Source organism: Streptomyces inhibens, from assembly GCF_022221585.1.
GTDB classification, from domain to species: domain Bacteria; phylum Actinomycetota; class Actinomycetes; order Streptomycetales; family Streptomycetaceae; genus Streptomyces; species Streptomyces inhibens.
The window spans coordinates 4,529,309-4,546,193 of sequence record NZ_CP084681.1; the positions used below are offsets into that span (position 1 = coordinate 4,529,309).

Here is a 16,885-nt window from a genome sequence, read left to right on the forward strand (position 1 = left end):
GTCGTCGCCGACGGTGAGCTTGTCCCTACTTCGCCCTACCTGGGCGGGCGGCAGCGTAGATGTCGCGCCCGGTTGTCTCAGAAGCCGTCTCACAGAGCGGACCGGCCGGGCTGTCGGGAGCCGAGGGGGAAGGCGTCAAGGAGGGGGACAGGGGAGCCGCCGCGAGGGGGTGGATCAGCGGATCGGGCCGCCGTCGAAGGGGCTCCGGTTGTCGGGGGCGGGCGGGGCTGTGGGGGCTGGTGAGGCGGTAGGGGCTGGTGAGGCGGTAGGGGCCGGTGAGGCGGTAGGGGCCGGTGAGGCGGTAGGGGCCGGTGAGGCGGTAGGGGCCGGCGCCTGGGGCGGCATCGCGGGCGCGGGCGCGACCGGCCCGGCCGGCATGTGCGGCGGTACCGGGGACTGCGACTGGGACTGCGACTGGGACTGCGACTGGGGGTGCGGCTGAGGCTGGGCGTAGGGCTGGGGCTGGGCGTAGGGCTGAGGCTGCGAGGGGGCCTGGGGTGTGGCTTGGGGGGCGGGCTGGGGTGCGTAGTGCTGCTGAGGGGCCGGTGGGGGTTGGTGCTGGGCGTGGGACTGGGGGTGGGCGTGGGGCCGGGGCTGGGCTTGCGGCTGTGCCGGTGCCTGAGCCTGCGCGTGCCCGGTCGCGGTCGCCCGGCCCGTCGCGTAGGTCGCCGCCTGCTCCGGCGCGTATGCCGTTGTCTGCTGCGGCTGCTGCGGCTGCTGCGGCTGCTGCCGCCGGCCCGATTCCCGCGAGACCGCGCGGTCCATCACCTCGGCGGCGATCCGCGCCGCCGCCTCCCGCGTCCGTTCGCCGAGCAGTTCCGTACGGATCGCACCGCCGGCCGCCAGGTGACGGTCGTAGGGCAGCGGCAGCACCGCCGCGCCACCGGCGCCCAGATGCTCGGCGGCCTTGCGTACGTCGACGCCGCTGTCGGGCGAGGAGTGGGTGAGCACGACCACCGTGGTGGGCAGCAGCCCGGGGTGCAGACCGCCCACCCAGTCCAGTACGGAACGGGTGGCCGCCACGCCCTCCGGCGTCGCCGGGGTGACCAGCACCCGCGCCTGTGTCGTCACCAGCGCGGTGCGCGCCACCTCGGCGGGCAGCGTCTCGCAGTCCACAACGGTGGCCGCGAAGTGGCGGCGCAACGACGTCATCACGACGCGGTAGGTGCCGATGTCCAGCCGCGTACCGATGGAGCCCTGGCTTCCGGGCAGCAGCCAGCCGCCGCCCGCGAACGGGAGGAGATAGCCGGTCAGGTCCGTGATCAGCATCGAGGGGTCGACGATCTCGGCAAGGTCGCTGCCCGACCAGCGCACCTCGCGTGCGCCGAGCCGGTGCGGCAGCGTGCCGAGCGCCGGGTCGGCCTCCACGGCGAGCACCGGATCGGAGCGGTAGTGCGCGTACGTGAGCGCGAGGAGGGCGGCGACGGTGGACTTACCGGCACCGCCGCGGATGCTGGACACGGCGATCTGCCGGCCGGTGGTCACGGGCTGCTGGATGGCGTACGCGGCCTGCGTGACGGCGGCCGTCTCGGCGGCCGGGGACGAGGCGAACACCCGGCGCAGGACACGGCCCGCGCGCCGGGCCAGTGGATCACCGCGGCGTGGCCGGGGCTGCCCGTCGGCCAGTTCCGGCGGCAGGAGGGGTACGGAGACGGGCGTCCGCGCGGGCAGCCCGGAGCGGCCGTAGCGACCGGGGGCGGGGGCGGGGGCGGGGGCGGACGGTGCCGTTGCCGAGGACGAAGGCGAAGGTGAAAGCGAAGGCGAAGGCGATGGGGCGGGGGCCGGCGCGCCGGGTGCCGGCGGAGCGGAGAGGGGCGGAGCGGATACGGGCGGCTGGGCCGATACGGGCGGCTGGGCCGACACCGGCGGCTGGGCCGACACCGGCGGCTGGGCCGACACCGGCGGCTGGGCCGACACCGGCGGCTGGGCCGACACCGGCGGCTGGGCCGACACCGGCGGCTGGGCCGATACGGGCGGCTGGGCCGATACGGGCGGCTGAGGCGCGGACGGCACAGACACAGAGGGCACAGACGGCTCGGACGCAGGCGGCACGGACGCAGACGGCTCGGACGCCGCAGCCTGTCGCGCGGCTGCCGGCGCAGGCTGCGGTCCGGCCGGGGCGGGGGCCACCACCGAGGGCAGCGCACCAGCGGCAGGCCTCGGCCCGGGCGCGGGCGACCCGGCCGGGGGCGTCGCCCCGACCACAGGCCCCAGCCCGGCCGCAGGCCTCGCCCCGGCCTCCGGCATCGCTCCGGCCTCCGACATCGCTCCGGCCTCCGACATCGGCTCGGCCACAGGAAGAGCCCCCGGGGCCCCCGCCACATCCATCGCACTCACCGCATCCGCACCCCCTCCCACTCCGACCTCTTTCGCCTCTTCCGCCTCTTCCGCGCGGGCTTCCCCACGGACTCCCCCGTGGACTCCCCCATGAACTTCCGCACGGGCCTCCGACGATGACATGACCCCTCCACCACCCCTCCGGGTCAGGCTGCGCCGAACAGCAGGCTGTAGAGCCCGAAGGCCCCTAGGGCCACCGGAATCAGGACGACCACGCTCACCGACTCGACCAGGTCCAGCCACCGTCGCAGCCGGGCCCGCAGCGGCTCCGGTACCCGCACCGCGAGCACCGCGACCGGCAGCCCCGCCAGCACACCCAGCGCGACCAGCGCGAGCACCCGTGCCCCGCCGTCGGTCGCCCAGAGCAGCACCACCCGTACGCATACCGCCAGGCCGGCCGCCAGCAACGCGACGACCTCCACGGCCAGCGGATACGCCCGTGCCCGCGAGCACAGGACGACGCACAGCAGCAGCGCGGCGAGCACCGACCAGAGGCCGGGCGTGTGCACCGCGAGCACCCCCGCCGCGCCCGCCGAGGCCGCCATCACCACCGTGGCCGGGGCCAGATCCCGGTGGGTGGCGCCCAGCGCGGCCGCCACCTGGTGCCGGCTGACCGGCGTACCGCCGGAGCGCTGGTCGTCGAGCCGGGTCAGCCCGGCCGCCATCAACGCGATCCGGGGCAGAGCGCCGAGGACGAGGAGGGAGACGAAGCCGAGCGCAACTCCCGTACGTGCGGGGGTGGTCAGCGCCAGCCCCAGTTCCCACGCGCCCACCGCGAGCGCGACCGACGCCGCACCGATCAGGCCGCCGCGCCCCAGCCCCGTACAGAGTCCGAGGAGCGCGAGCACGGCCGCGGCGGTGAGTCCGACGGCGGCGAGCCTGGCGCTGCCGCCCTGGACCGCCTCCCAAGCGGCGGCCACGTCGAGGATGCCGCCGAGCAGCAACAGGGCGGTTCCTGGGGCGCGCTGCCCGCTGCGTGCGGCGCGCGTGCCGACGCCCGCTCCGGCGCCGGTGAGGACGACGGCGACGATTCCGAGCCAGAGAGCGGCGGCCTCGCCCGCGTACCAGTTGTGTGCGCAGAACCCGGCGACCGCCGCGAGCAGCACACTCGCCGTCACCGCCGTCCAGGTCCGGCTGCGCTCGCCCCATCCCCAGCCGCGGACGTCGAGGGGGCCGGCCAATGCGTCGATGAGGTCCCGTGCGGCGGAGTCCGGCTGTCGCGCGGCGAAATCCGGCTTCAGCAACTGGCCGTCGTAACCCCGCGCCATCGCCCCTCGCCTCTCCCGTTGTGCATCGCCACACAATACGGTCCCGCCTGCGCGCCGTGTCCACCACGCCGATAACGAGACAGCCACCAACCTGCACCAATGCCCCGTCCCGGGCCGGGACCTTGACCTGCGACGGGACGTACGCCGGGCGGAGGGGGTAGGGCAAACCCCACCTCCACCACCCCAGCCACCCCATGGCACGCGGGGCCGCGGCCGGGCAGGCTGGGCATATGACGGAAAGTTCCCGACCCAGTGCCGCTGATGACGCCCTTGACGACGTCTCACCACCGCCGCCCAGAGCGCCTTTCACCGCCGCGACGTGGCGGGAGATCGCTTACCTGCTGGCCAACTTGCCGTTGGGCGTAGTGGCGTTCTTGGTGCTGGTGGTGTGGCTCGCGATGGGGCTCGGGCTGTCCGTCACCGCGATCGGACTGCCGTTGCTGGCGGCGGGGCTGACGGTGTGCCGCCGGTACGGGAAGCTGGAGCGGGCCCGGGCGCGGGCGTGGCTGGGGGTGCGGGTCGAGGAGCCGAGCCCGTTGCGGCCGCGGGACGGAGGGTTCTTCCCGTGGTTGTGGACGGGGCTGAAGGATCCGGTCGCCTGGCGGCACGCACTCTTCACCTTCATCCGGCTGCCGTGGGCCCTCCTCACCTTCACGCTCACCTTTGTCTCGCTCTTCGTAGGGTGGCCGGTGCTGCCGTGGGTGGCGCGTTGGCTGTCGAACGTGGACCGGGCGATGGTGCGCGGCCTGCTCTCGCCGTCCGACGAGCTGGAGCGGCGGATCGCCGAGCTGGAGTCGGACCGGGTGACGGTCACCGACACGGCCGCCGCCGACCTGCGGCGTATCGAGCGGGATCTGCACGACGGCGCACAGGCCCGGCTCGTGGCGCTCGCCATGGGGCTCGGCCTGGCGAAGGAGAAGCTGCTGGAGGGCCAGGCCGACGAAAGCGTGGCGGCGATGGTGGACGAGGCGCACGGCGAGGTGAAGCTGGCGCTGCAGGAGCTGCGGGATCTCGCCCGGGGCATCCATCCGGCGATCCTCACGGACCGCGGGCTGGGGCCCGCCCTGGCCTCGCTGGCCGGGCGCTGCACGGTGCCGACGACGACCGCGGTGGACCTGACCGAGCGCCCCGCCCCGGCCATCGAGGGCATCGCCTATTTCACGGTCTCCGAGCTGCTGCAGAACGTCTCCAAGCACAGTGCGGCGCGGCAGGCGTCCGTCGAGGTGTGGCGGGCCGAGGACCGGCTGCTGATCCAGGTGGAGGACGACGGGAAGGGCGGGGCGCGGCTGGACGGCGGCAGCGGGATGGCCGGGCTCGCGGAGCGGCTGGGGTCGGTGGACGGACTGTTCGTGCTGGATTCGCCGGTCGGCGGGCCTACGCGGGTGACGGCGGAGCTGCCGTGGCGGGCGCGGACGGCGGCGGAGGCGGGTTCGGGGTCCGGCCCCGGGTCGCGGGGCCGCTGACGGGCCCGGGGGCGGCCGTTTGTGCTCAACCTCAGGTCCGGGGGTGGGGAAAACCCCAGGAGAAGACTGCGAAGACCCTCATGGTGCGGGAGGCCTCGGTCGCGGAGGCTTGTCCTAGCGGAAAAGCCGCGGGCCTGCAGATCAGGCGCGGCGCCGGCCGGGCCCTCGGGCCCGGCCGTGATCCGCCGGACGGGCCTCAGGACGGCATACGGCAGAGCAGAACGGACGACGAGACGATGGATACCGCATACGCACCGCACCCCCGCGGCTCCCGTGTGCCCGTGGGGCTGCGTGCCCCGTTCTCCGGGCGCGCCTGGCGGGAGTTCCTGTACCTCTTCCTCAGCCTCCCGGTGTCCATCGTGATGTTCGCGTACGCCGTAACGGTGATCTCGCTCGGCGCCGGCCTGCTGGTCACGTTCCTGGGCATTCCGGTGCTGGCGGGCGGTCTGGCCGGCAGCCGTGCGCTGGGCAGCCTGGAGCGTGCGCGGGCCCGCGGCCTGCTGGGGCAGACCGTGGACGAGCCGGAGCCCATCCGCGCGTCGAAGCCGGGCCTGATGGCGTGGGTCGGGGCCGTGCTGAAGAGCGGGGTCTCCTGGCGGCACCTCCTCTACTCCCTCCTGCACTTCCCGTGGGCGGTCTTCTCCTTCGTCTTCTCCCTGACGTTCTGGTCCCTCGGCTGGGGGCTTCTGGCCTATCCGCTGTGGCGTTGGACGTTCCCCGCGTACCTCGACCAGCCGGGCATCCAGATGTGGGGCGACGGCAGCGGCAACGGCTTCTATCTCGACACCCCGGCCGAGATCGGGTTCGTCAGCGGGGTCGGGCTGCTGCTCGTGCTGGCCGGGCCGTGGGTGGTCCACGGGCTGACGCAGGTGGACCGGGTCATGGTCCATGGCCTGCTGGGCCCCTCCCCCCTGGCCACCCGGGTCTCGCAGCTGGAGTCGGACCGCGGGGTGGTCGTGGACACCGCGGCGGCCGACCTGCGGCGTATCGAGCGCGATCTGCACGACGGCGCACAAGCCCGGCTGGTCTCGCTCGCCATGGACCTGGGCCTGGCCAAGGAGAAGCTGGCGGAGGATCCGCAGGCCGCCGCGAAGATGGTGGACGAGGCGCACGGCGAGGTGAAGATCGCGCTCCAGGAGCTGCGCGACCTGGCCCGCGGGATCCATCCGGCGATCCTGACCGACCGGGGTCTCGGCCCGGCGCTGTCGGCGCTCTCCGCGCGCTGCACGGTTCCGGTGAAGGTGTCCGTGGACCTGGACCGCCGGCCGGCCGCGGCGATCGAGGGCATCGCGTACTTCACCGCCTCCGAGCTGCTGCAGAACGTCTCCAAGCACGCCCGGGCCACCAGCGCGACGCTGGACGTCTGGCACACCGCCGACCGGGTCATGGTCCTGGTCACGGACAACGGCCGCGGTGGCGCGCACACCGGTAACGGCACCGGTCTGGCCGGCCTCACCGAACGACTCGATGCCGTCGACGGCCTCCTGATAGTGGACTCCCCCGTCGGCGGCCCGACCTCCATCACCGCCGAGCTGCCGTGGCGGGCGTGACGGCGGCGCGGCGGAGGCCGCAAAGCAGGGGCCGGGGATTGGGAGGCCTGGGCACGGGAGGCCGGCGAACGGGAGGCCGGGCAGCAGGTGACCGGCGGGCCACCGGGACGCCAGGAGACCGCAGCGCCGCTCGGATCCCCTGAGCCGGCGGCCGGGGCCGGGACGGGGGTCCGGCCCCGGCCGCACTTCCCGTACGCGGCCGTACCTCCCCTACCTGGCGACCGCCACCACTCCCGCCGCTCCTGCCCCCTCATCGCTCCCACCCTCCGCTCATCGGCCCCCACACCAGCCCCGACCCCGACACCACCCCCAGACCCACCCCGCCCCCTGTCCCCACCTCTCATCACCGGCTAATCCCCGTCACCCGCTCCGGACCAGTCCGGATGCTGGGATGCTGGGGCTGGCAGGGTGGGTCTGAAGAGGCCTGAGGGAATCTGAGTCGTGGAGGACAAGGTGCGGGTGGTCATCGCCGAGGATTCGGTGCTGCTTCGGGAGGGCCTGACCCGGCTGCTCACGGACCGGGGACACGAGGTCGTGGCAGGCGTGGGGGACGCCGAGGCGCTGATCAAGGCGATCGGGGAGCTGGCGGACGAGGGCGCGCTGCCGGATGTGGTGGTGGCGGACGTACGGATGCCGCCGACCCACACCGACGAGGGGGTGCGGGCCGCGATCCGGCTGCGCCGGGACCACCCCGACCTGGGGGTACTGGTGCTCTCGCAGTACGTCGAGGAGCAGTACGCCACGGAGCTGCTGGCCGGTTCGAGCCGGGGCATCGGTTATCTGCTCAAGGACCGGGTGGCCGAGGTGCGGGAGTTCGTCGACGCGGTGGTCCGGGTCGCCGAGGGCGGGACCGCGCTGGACCCGGAGGTGGTGGCGCAGCTGCTGGGCCGCAGCCGTAAGCAGGATGTGCTGGCCAATCTGACGCCCCGGGAGCGGGAGGTGCTGGGGCTGATGGCCGAGGGCCGGACGAACTCCGCGGTCGCCCGGCAGCTGGTGGTCAGCGACGGTGCGGTCGAGAAGCACGTCAGCAATATCTTCCTGAAGCTGGGCCTGTCACAGAGTGACGGGGATCACCGTCGGGTACTTGCCGTGCTCACCTATCTCAACTCCTGAGAATCTGACACCCTGTCAGATGGGCAGGTTGAGGGGATATCGACCAGGACTCAGGACTTTGGGCGTAGAACCAATGGAGGAGTCCGGAGCGTCATGAACAAGCGGTCACGGGGGTGGTGATTTCATGACAAAACACACCAGATTGGTGTCGCATCCAGACGTCCATCATCCGATCAACCCAGGGAAGGTCACCCTTACCCACGTACGATGGTTATGGGACAACCGGTCGGTACGACACGTCCCGAGCCCTGCCTCCGGCGGGGAAGCCGCACCCCTCGAGGGAGGTCCGAAGCAGTGACCAGCCAGGTCAGTAGCCCAGCCGAGCAGACCGACGCAGCGCTTGTCGGGGAACAGCGCGCTTCCGGTAACGGCGGCGAAGGCAAAGAAGTCCGACGCCTGGACCGCGTGATCATCCGGTTCGCCGGTGACTCCGGTGACGGAATGCAGCTCACCGGTGACCGGTTCACGTCCGAGACGGCTTCGTTCGGTAACGACCTGTCGACGCTGCCGAACTTCCCCGCCGAGATCCGGGCCCCCGCCGGGACCCTGCCGGGCGTCTCCAGCTTCCAGCTGCACTTCGCCGACCACGACATCCTCACGCCCGGTGACGCACCGAATGTGCTGGTCGCGATGAACCCGGCCGCCCTGAGGGCGAATCTCGCGGATGTGCCGCGCGGTGCGGAGATCATCGTCAACACCGATGAGTTCACCAAGCGGCCGATGGCCAAGGTCGGCTATGCGACCAGTCCGCTGGAGGACGGCTCGCTGGCGGCCTACAACGTCCATCCGGTGCCGCTGACGACGCTGACGATCGAGGCGCTCAAGGACTTCGGGCTCTCCCGCAAGGAGGCCGAGCGCAGCAAGAACATGTTCGCGCTGGGTCTGCTGTCGTGGATGTACCACCGGCCGACCGAGGGCACCGAGAAGTTCCTGCGCGCGAAGTTCGCCAAGAAGCCGGACATCGCGGAGGCGAACGTCACGGCGTTCCGGGCCGGCTGGAACTTCGGTGAGACGACCGAGGACTTCGCGGTCTCGTACGAGGTCGCGCCGGCGACGAAGGCCTTCCCGACCGGCACGTACCGCAACATCTCCGGGAACCTCGCGCTGTCCTACGGGCTGATCGCCGCATCGAAGCAGGCCGATCTGCCGCTGTACCTGGGCTCGTACCCCATCACCCCGGCCTCCGACATCCTGCACGAGCTGTCCAAGCACAAGAACTTCGGTGTGCGGACGTTCCAGGCGGAGGACGAGATCGCCGGTATCGGCGCGGCGCTGGGCGCGGCGTTCGGCGGCGCCCTTGCGGTGACGACGACGTCCGGCCCGGGCGTGGCGCTGAAGTCGGAGACCATCGGTCTCGCGGTCAGCCTCGAACTGCCGCTGCTGGTCGTGGACATCCAGCGCGGCGGGCCCTCGACGGGTCTGCCGACGAAGACCGAACAGGCCGATCTGCTCCAGGCGATGTTCGGGCGCAACGGCGAGGCGCCGGTGCCGATCGTGGCGCCCAAGACTCCCGCCGACTGCTTCGACGCGGCGCTGGACGCGGCCCGTATCGCGCTCACGTACCGCACCCCCGTCTTCCTGCTCTCCGACGGCTATCTGGCCAACGGCTCCGAGCCGTGGCGGATCCCCGACACCGATGAACTCCCCGATCTGCGCGTGCAGTTCGCCTCCGGCCCCAACCACCAGCTGGCGGACGGCACCGAGGTCTTCTGGCCCTACAAGCGCGATGAGCAGACGCTGGCCCGCCCCTGGGCGGTGCCGGGCACGCCGGGCCTGGAGCACCGCATCGGCGGCATCGAGAAGCAGGACGGCACCGGCAACATCTCCTACGACCCCGCCAACCACGACTTCATGGTGCGCACCCGCCAGGCGAAGATCGACGGCATCGATGTCCCCGACATCGAGGTCGACGACCCCGCCGACGAGAACGGTCAGGGCGCGGGCACCCTTGTCCTGGGGTGGGGTTCGACGTACGGACCGATCACCGCGGCGGTACGGCGCGTCAGGGGCGCAGGGGAGCGCATCGCACAGGTCCATCTGCGCCACCTCAATCCCCTCCCGCGGAATCTCGGCGAGGTGCTGGCGCGTTACGACAAGGTGATCGTGCCGGAGATGAACCTCGGACAGCTCGCCACTCTGCTGCGTGCCAAGTACCTCGTGGACGCGCGCTCGCACACCCAGGTCAGCGGAATGCCGTTCAAGGCCGAGCAGCTCGCGGAGGTCTTTAAGGAGGCCATCAATGACTGAGACGATCTCGGAGAGCTCCTCACAGATCGAGGCGCTCTCCCTGGTGCCCAAGGCCGACGCCAAGCAGTCCATGAAGGACTTCAAGTCCGATCAGGAAGTGCGCTGGTGCCCCGGCTGCGGTGACTACGCCGTCCTCGCCGCCGTGCAGGGCTTCATGCCCGAGCTCGGCCTGGCGAAGGAGAACATCGTCTTCGTCTCCGGCATCGGCTGCTCCTCCCGCTTCCCGTACTACATGAACACCTACGGGATGCACTCCATCCACGGCCGCGCCCCGGCCATCGCCACCGGCCTGGCCTCCTCCCGGCGCGATCTGTCCGTATGGGTCGTCACAGGCGACGGCGATGCGCTGTCCATCGGCGGCAACCACCTCATCCACGCCCTGCGGCGCAACGTCAACCTCAAGATCCTGCTGTTCAACAACCGGATCTACGGTCTGACCAAGGGCCAGTACAGCCCCACCTCAGAGGTCGGCAAGATCACCAAGTCGACGCCGATGGGCTCGCTGGACGCGCCGTTCAACCCGGTCTCGCTGGCGCTCGGCGCCGAGGCGTCGTTCGTGGCCCGCACGGTGGACTCCGACCGCAAGCACCTCACTTCGGTGCTGCGCGAGGCCGCCGCCCACCCCGGCACGGCGCTGGTGGAGATCTACCAGAACTGCAACATCTTCAACGACGGCGCCTTCGAGGTCCTCAAGGACAAGGAGAAGGCCGAGGAGGCCGTCATCCGCCTGGAGCACGGGCAGCCGATCCGCTTCGGCGCCCTGGCCCCCGACGGCCTCGGCTCCAAGGGCGTGGTCCGCGACCCGGCCACCGGCGACCTCAAGGTCATCGACGTACAGGAGGAGGGCACGGACGGAGTGCTGGTGCATGACGCGCACAGCCCCTCGCCCACCACGGCCTTCGCGCTCTCCCGGCTCGCCGACCCCGACACCCTCCACCACACCCCCATCGGTGTGCTGCGCAGTGTCGACCGGCCGGTCTACGACACCCTGATGTCCGACCAGCTGGACGAGGCCATCGAGCAGAAGGGCAAGGGCGACCTCGCCACCCTGCTGACCGGCAATGACACCTGGACGGTCGTCGGCTGACGACCGGTCCGCCTGCCCTAAGGGTGTCCCTGCGGGTGTCCGTACGGAAGGAACGTCTCATGGCGTCCCCGTACGGGCACCCGCTTCGGCGTTCCGGGCACCCGCGGGCCGACCCGAGCCGACCGGGCCGGCGTGCTTCGTCGTCGTGAGCCGTCCTCGGTCGTCGTACGTCGTACGTCGTGTTCATCTGATGCACGGCGCGTCTCTTCTGCGCGTCAGGTGCGAGTGCCATGCTGGCGGCCATCCAACCGCCAGGGGGCAGGACATGCGCATCGTCGTCACCGGCGCCACCGGGGCGCTCGGCCGGCTCGTCATCGAGGAACTGCTGAAGCGCACCGCTCCGGGCGACCTCGTCGCGGTCGCACGGGACCGGGCCAAGGCCGCCGACCTCGCCGCCCGCGGGGTCGAAATCAAGATCGCGGACTATGGCAGGCCCGAGACGCTGCAGGGGGTCTTCGCGGCCGGCGACCGGGTGCTGTTCATCTCCGGCAACGAGGCCGGGCAGCGCCTCACCCAGCACCGCGCCGTCATCGATGCCGCGCGGGAGGCGGGCGTGGGGCTGCTGGCATACACCAGCGTGCTGGGCGGGCCGACCGCCACCTTCTCCATCGCCGAGGAGCACATCGCCACCGAGCAGGCGCTGCTCGCGTCCGGGGTGCCGTACTGCCTGCTGCGCAACGGCTGGTACCACGAGAACTACACCGGGGCGCTCGCCACCACCCTCAAGATCGGCGCGGTGGTCGGCAGCGCGGGCGAGGGCCGGGTGGCCACCGCCGCGCGCCGGGACTATGCCGAGGCGGCCGCGATCGTTCTCACCGGCAGCGGCCATGAGAACGCGGTGTACGAGCTGAGCGGCGACACCGCCTGGACGATGGCCGAGTACGCCGCCGAGGTGTCCCGGCAGACCGGCCGGAAGATCCCGTACAACGATCTACCGCCGGAGCGGTATGTGGCGCTGATGGTCGAGGCGGGCGTACCGGCGCTGGGTGCGCAGATGGTCGCCGATGCGGACGCGGGGATCGCCCGCGGCGAGCTGGCCGCGACGCCCGGCGATCTGTCCCGGCTCCTCGGCCGCCCGACCACACCGATCGCCGAGTCGATCGCGGACGCGCTGAAACAGCTGCCGGCCTGAGACTGCTCCTGGCCTGCAGCGGCTCCCGGCTTGAAGCGGCTCCCGGCCCGAGGCGATACCCGTCGCGCAGCCCCTGTCATGACCGTATTTCGGAACGGGCATGACAGGGGGGCCGTACGGCGCTACCTTGCACAGGGTCGGCGAAGCATCATCAGGAGGGTCCCCTTGCAGCCTCGAAGCGATCAGCGCGCCGGACTCGCCTATGGCTTCGCCGCCTACACCATGTGGGGGCTGCTGCCGCTCTACTGGCATCTGCTGGGCGCCGCCACGCCGTCCGAAATCCTGGCCCACCGCATGGCGTGGTCACTGCCCGTCGCCGTCGTCATCCTGGCCGTGCTGCGCCGCTGGGCCTGGATAGGCCCGCTGCTGCGGCAGCCCAAGCGGCTCGGGCTGATCCTGGTCTGCGCCGTGGTCATCTCGACGAACTGGTTTCTCTACATCTGGGCGGTCAACGCCGGGCACGTCCTGGAGGCCTCGCTCGGCTACTTCATCAACCCGCTGGTCAGCATCGCCTTCGGCGTACTCGTACTGCGCGAGCGGCTGCGGCCGCTGCAGTGGACGGCGGTGGCCGTCGGCGCCCTTGCCGTCCTCGTGATGACCGTCGCCTACGGCAAGGTGCCCTGGATCGCGCTCGGGCTGGCCTTCTCGTTCGCGACGTACGGGCTGGTCAAGAAGGGCATCAAGCTCGACGGCATCGAGGGCTTCAGCGCCGAGACGGCCATGCAGGTACTGCCCGCGCTGGGCTTCCTGATCTATCTCGGGGTGCACGGCGAGTCCAACTTCACCACCGGCGGGGTGGGCCAGGCACTGCTGCTCTCTGCCTGCGGTATCGCGACGGCGATACCGCTGATCTGCTTCGGCGCCTCGGCGGTACGGCTGCCGCTGACCACGATCGGGATGATGCAGTATCTGGCGCCGACCTTTCAGTTCGTGCTGGGGCTCACGGTCTTCCACGAGGCGATGCCGCCGGAGCGCTGGGCCGGGTTCGCGCTGGTGTGGGTGGCTCTGACCGTGCTGACCTGGGACGCGCTGCGGACCGCACGGCGGGCGCGGACCGAGCTGGCCGCCGCCGGTGCCCGCGCGGCCGAGGTGGCCGCGGCAGAGGCGGCGCAGCTCGCGGCGCCGGAGGCTCCCGGCCTCAAGCCGTGATGTCGCGGGTGGTGAACCGCGCCCAGGCCGCCGAGCCGAACACCACCGCGTACAGCGCCTGCAGGCCGAAGTTCTTCTGCAACTGGTCCCAGTAGACGGGGTCGCGGAGCAGGTCCGCGAAGGACAGCCAGTAGTGCGGGAAGAGATACGGCTGGATGGCGTCCAGCTGCGGGATGGTGTCCAGGATCTGCACGGTGATCAGCAGCCCGACCGTGGTCGCCATGGCCGCGATACCGCTGCTGGTGAGCGTCGAGATGAACAGGCCGACGGCGGCCACCCCGACGAGGGACAGCGCCACCGCGCAGGCGATGGCCAGCGCCCGCAGCAGCCCCTCGCCGAAGGATATGGATGTGCCCGAGAGCAGGGTGACATCGCCCAAGGGGAAGAGCAGCGCGCCGGTCGCCAAGGCGGAGAGCGCCACGACCAGGGTGCCCACCAGGCAGAACGTCAGGGTGGTGGCGTATTTGACCAGCAGCAGACGGGTGCGGCCCGCGGGGGCGACGAGGAGATAGCGCAGCGTCCCGCCGTGCGCCTCACCGGCGATGGCGTCGCCGGCGATCACGCCGATGGACATCGGGAGGAAGAACGGCAGCGTCACCGCGAGCGAGGTGAAGACCAGGAAGAGGCCGTTGTTGGTGACCTGGGAGATGAACGCCGGGCCGCCCCCGCCGCCACCGCCGCCGCCCGGCCCGCCGTCGCCGGTCTCGATCTTGACGGCGATACCGACCAGGATCGGTACGCCCGCGAGCACCGCCAGCAGCGCGAGGGTGCGCCAGCGCCGGAAGGTCATGCCGATCTCGCTGCGCAGCAGACCCAGCGACCACAGCGGTCGGGGCCGGCGCGGCACCGCCTCAGCCTGCGACATCGAAGCCCTCCCCGGTCAGTTGCACAAAGACGTCCTCCAGCGAGGCGCGCGCGGTGCCGAAGGCGCGGACCCGGACGCCGGCGTGCACCAGCGCGGCGTTGAGATCGGCCAGCTCCAGCGGCGCCTGGTCGTCCGGCCCACCCGGTGGCGCGGCGCGGGCCGGCAGCTCGCCCGTCACCCGGTCGTCGGTGACCTGAAGGTCGGTCACACCGTGCTCCTTCAGCACGCGGACGGCGTCCGCCGCGTCGGGGGTGGTCACCGTCAGCCTGCCGTGGCCGCGCGAGTCGAGGACCGTGGCGGAGAGGTCGGCGACCGTGCCCTGGGTGATCAGCCGGCCGCGGGCCATCACCGCGGCATGGGTGCAGACCTGCTCGATCTCGTCGAGGAGGTGGGAGGAGAGGAAGACGGTGGTGCCGTCCGCCGCCAACTCGCGGACCAGGGCGCGGATCTCCCGCATGCCCTGCGGGTCCAGGCCGTTGGTCGGCTCGTCGAGCACCAGCAGCTCACGGGGCTGGAGCAGCGCGGCGGCGAGCCCGAGGCGCTGTTTCATGCCGAGGGAGTAGGCGCGCGCCTTCTTGCCGGCCGCCGCCCCCAGGCCCACCCGCTCCAGTGCGCGGCCGACCCGTTCACCGCGCGTACGGGGATCGGCTACGGGGTCGGCGGCGTCGAAGCGCCGGAGATTGTCGCGGCCGCTGAGGTAGCCGTAGAGCGCCGGGCCCTCGATGAGCGCGCCGACCTTGGGGAGCACCCGGCGGCTCGCGGCGGGCATCGGCTGCCCGAGCACCCGGGCGCTGCCGGCGGTCGCGTCGATCAGACCCATCAGCATGCGGATGGTGGTGGTCTTGCCGGAGCCGTTGGGGCCGAGGAAGCCGAAGACGCTGCCGCGCGGTACGACCAGGTCCAGGCCGTCGACGGCGAGCTGGCCGCCGCGGTACGCCTTGGTCAGCCCACGCGTCTCGATCGCCCGCTCCCCGGACGGTGGGCGCTCGGGCGCCGTGGCGGGCGGCTGTGGCATCGGCTCCCCCAAGGTCGTACGGATGGCCTGCGGGCCGCGCCGCGCCACCCGCGGATCGGGTGGCGCGGCGGTCCCTCGCTTACTGCGGTGGCCCGTTACTTGGCGGCGGAGGCCGCGTCGATCAGGGCCTGCTTGTCGACGGCACCGACGTAGATCGTGCCGTTGTCCGTGATCAGGGCGTTGACCAGGCGGGTGCTGAAGATCCGGCCGGAGCCGAAGGAGCCGTTCACCTTGTCGCCGAGGCTGTCCAGGAACTTGCCGGCGTCGCCGCCGGGGCCCTGGTCCTTGCCGGAGGGCAGGCCGGAGCCGGCGCCCTTGATCGTGGCGATGGACGTCCAGCCCTTGCCGAGGACGTTCAGCCCGCCCATGTCCTTCTTGAAGTCCTTCACGTCCTTGCGGGACGTGAAGTCCTTGCCGTGTTCGCGCTGCGCCTTCGCCCGCTCCTTGTCGCCGTCGACGACCTTGGCGCCCTTGGGCGGGGTGAAGGAGAAGGTGTTCGCTGCGGGCTTGGCGAAGTCGACCGCGGTGAAGCCGGCGTCGATGGCGGCCGCGCCACCGCTCTTGGGGGTCAGGGTGAACTTCAGCGGGACGCCGTTGGCGGCGTCCACCGCGATCCGGATCGAGCCGACCGTCGAGGCGGTCTGCTTGGGCTTGATCAGCAGCTGGTAGGCGTCCCGTCCGGCGACCCTGGCGGTGCCGTCGACGGTGACCGAGGTCGTGTCGCCGGCCGCCTTCAGGGCCTGCTTCGCCAGGTCCTGCGGGGTGGCGTTCTTCAGGTCCTCGGGCAGGTCCTTGGGGGCCCGGTGCTGCTTGCCGTGCCGGCCCTCGGGCGCGGTGTTGTGGACGGCGGTGTTGCTGCCGCTGTCGTACGCCCAGACCTCGTTGCCGTTGTGGATGAGGCTGTACTCGGCGGTCTTGTCGACGATCGACACCCGCTGCTTTTCGGGGCCGTCGGCGGCGACGCGCAGCGTGTGCGCACCGGACGCCAGCTCCATCAGCTTGCTCTGGGGCTCCGCGGAGGCGCCGTCCTTGCTCTTCTCGCCGCCGCCCGGGCCGCCGCCGAAGCCGCCGGCTCCGCCGCCGATGCCCGGCAGGGACGGCAGTCCGAGATCGGTGCTGACCCGGACCGTGCCGGAGAGCTGCTGGACATCCGACTTGGCGATCTTGGCTATCAGGTCCTGTGCCGAGATCTTCGGCAGGTCCGGAGAACCGGATCCGGCGAACGCCGGGACCAGCCCGATCGTCGCCGCCGCCACCCCTGCCACCGCGACCGGCACGGCGTACCGCACCGCTTTACGGCGCCCCGGGGAGCGCCCCCCGTCCCATTCGCCGGTGCCCTCTGTCGGTTCGTTCCGTGGCATCTGCCCTACCTCCGTCGTATGCGGCGGCTGCTGCGCTGTCCACTTGCCCACCCCTGGGGTTCATGGTGACCTGTCCGCCGCGCTCTGGTGCCTTCCATCTCACCAAATTGCCCGGCACATCACGTCAGCCCGCGGGAGCAACTCGTCCTACTGCTGAGGGATGACGCCGGGTCACCTCAGGACGATCCCCGTACGACGGGAGTCTGATCACTCCCTAGGGGACACGGGGGCGCGCCCTAGGGGACAAGGGGACAGACCCTGGGCGCCGGCCGGCCGCGGAACGGCCCGCCCGGCTCTC

General features: G+C 71.9%; 12 protein-coding genes. 7 read left to right on the plus strand and 5 right to left on the minus strand.

What is annotated here, in order from left to right:
- Positions 1 to 174: 174 nt before the first annotated feature.
- Positions 175 to 1,554 carry a CpaE/TadZ family protein gene (locus KI385_RS20690; RefSeq protein ID WP_238578101.1) on the minus strand — a complete coding sequence of 460 codons (1,380 nt, stop codon included), beginning with the start codon at positions 1,552 to 1,554 and terminating at the stop codon, positions 175 to 177.
- Positions 1,555 to 2,483: 929 nt separating this feature from the next.
- On the minus strand, positions 2,484 to 3,605 hold the full coding sequence (locus KI385_RS20695; RefSeq protein WP_238573685.1) for a ubiquitin family protein: 1,122 nt from the start codon (positions 3,603 to 3,605) through the stop codon (positions 2,484 to 2,486).
- 230 nt (positions 3,606 to 3,835) lie between these two features.
- Here KI385_RS20695 and KI385_RS20700 point away from each other — a divergent pair, with 230 nt between their 5' ends.
- From KI385_RS20700 to rarD, 7 genes are all read left to right on the plus strand, one after another.
- On the plus strand, positions 3,836 to 5,068 hold the full coding sequence (locus tag KI385_RS20700; protein ID WP_238573687.1) for a sensor histidine kinase: 1,233 nt from the start codon (positions 3,836 to 3,838) through the stop codon (positions 5,066 to 5,068).
- Between the two features lie 236 nt (positions 5,069 to 5,304).
- Positions 5,305 to 6,618: a sensor histidine kinase gene (locus KI385_RS20705; RefSeq protein WP_238573689.1), complete on the plus strand. Its 1,314-nt coding sequence runs from the start codon at positions 5,305 to 5,307 to the stop codon at positions 6,616 to 6,618.
- 453 nt (positions 6,619 to 7,071) lie between these two features.
- Positions 7,072 to 7,731, plus strand: a complete 660-nt coding sequence (locus tag KI385_RS20710; RefSeq protein WP_128509981.1) for a response regulator transcription factor — start codon at positions 7,072 to 7,074, stop codon at positions 7,729 to 7,731.
- 294 nt (positions 7,732 to 8,025) lie between these two features.
- Positions 8,026 to 9,978: a 2-oxoacid:acceptor oxidoreductase subunit alpha gene (locus KI385_RS20715; RefSeq protein WP_238573691.1), complete on the plus strand. Its 1,953-nt coding sequence runs from the start codon at positions 8,026 to 8,028 to the stop codon at positions 9,976 to 9,978.
- The gene (locus KI385_RS20720; protein WP_238573692.1) at positions 9,971 to 11,065 is read left to right on the plus strand and encodes a 2-oxoacid:ferredoxin oxidoreductase subunit beta; all 1,095 of its coding nucleotides are present in this window, start codon (positions 9,971 to 9,973) and stop codon (positions 11,063 to 11,065) included. Before KI385_RS20715 ends, KI385_RS20720 begins: the two co-directional genes overlap by 8 nt.
- Before the next feature lie 265 nt (positions 11,066 to 11,330).
- Positions 11,331 to 12,197: an SDR family oxidoreductase gene (locus KI385_RS20725; RefSeq protein ID WP_238573693.1), complete on the plus strand. Its 867-nt coding sequence runs from the start codon at positions 11,331 to 11,333 to the stop codon at positions 12,195 to 12,197.
- Positions 12,198 to 12,362: 165 nt separating this feature from the next.
- Positions 12,363 to 13,346 (plus strand): EamA family transporter RarD, encoded by a 984-nt coding sequence (rarD, locus tag KI385_RS20730; RefSeq protein ID WP_238573694.1) that lies wholly within the window; start codon positions 12,363 to 12,365, stop codon positions 13,344 to 13,346.
- Here rarD and KI385_RS20735 read toward each other — a convergent pair.
- The 3 genes from KI385_RS20735 to KI385_RS20745 all read right to left on the minus strand — a co-directional run bounded on the left by KI385_RS20735 (position 13,336) and on the right by KI385_RS20745 (position 16,587).
- A complete protein-coding gene (locus KI385_RS20735) occupies positions 13,336 to 14,211 on the minus strand; it encodes an ABC transporter permease (RefSeq protein WP_238573695.1) in 876 nt (291 codons plus the stop codon). The genes rarD and KI385_RS20735 overlap by 11 nt on opposite strands.
- Positions 14,198 to 15,226: an ABC transporter ATP-binding protein gene (locus tag KI385_RS20740; protein ID WP_238573696.1), complete on the minus strand. Its 1,029-nt coding sequence runs from the start codon at positions 15,224 to 15,226 to the stop codon at positions 14,198 to 14,200. The genes KI385_RS20735 and KI385_RS20740 overlap by 14 nt, the downstream gene beginning before the upstream one ends.
- 95 nt (positions 15,227 to 15,321) lie before the next feature.
- The gene (locus KI385_RS20745) at positions 15,322 to 16,587 is read right to left on the minus strand and encodes a LolA family protein (protein WP_238573697.1); all 1,266 of its coding nucleotides are present in this window, start codon (positions 16,585 to 16,587) and stop codon (positions 15,322 to 15,324) included.
- Positions 16,588 to 16,885 lie beyond the last annotated feature (298 nt).

Bases quoted from the DNA above. Each gene is read 5' to 3' on its own strand.
- KI385_RS20735 (WP_238573695.1), bottom strand. From the start codon at position 14,211: ATGTCGCAGGCTGAGGCGGTGCCGCGCCGGCCCCGACCGCTGTGGTCG.
- KI385_RS20705 (WP_238573689.1), top strand. From the start codon at position 5,305: ATGGATACCGCATACGCACCGCACCCCCGCGGCTCCCGTGTGCCCGTG.
- KI385_RS20745 (WP_238573697.1), bottom strand. From the start codon at position 16,587: ATGCCACGGAACGAACCGACAGAGGGCACCGGCGAATGGGACGGGGGG.
- KI385_RS20695 (WP_238573685.1), bottom strand. From the start codon at position 3,605: ATGGCGCGGGGTTACGACGGCCAGTTGCTGAAGCCGGATTTCGCCGCG.
- KI385_RS20720 (WP_238573692.1), top strand. From the start codon at position 9,971: ATGACTGAGACGATCTCGGAGAGCTCCTCACAGATCGAGGCGCTCTCC.
- KI385_RS20740 (WP_238573696.1), bottom strand. From the start codon at position 15,226: ATGCCACAGCCGCCCGCCACGGCGCCCGAGCGCCCACCGTCCGGGGAG.
- KI385_RS20725 (WP_238573693.1), top strand. From the start codon at position 11,331: ATGCGCATCGTCGTCACCGGCGCCACCGGGGCGCTCGGCCGGCTCGTC.
- KI385_RS20700 (WP_238573687.1), top strand. From the start codon at position 3,836: ATGACGGAAAGTTCCCGACCCAGTGCCGCTGATGACGCCCTTGACGAC.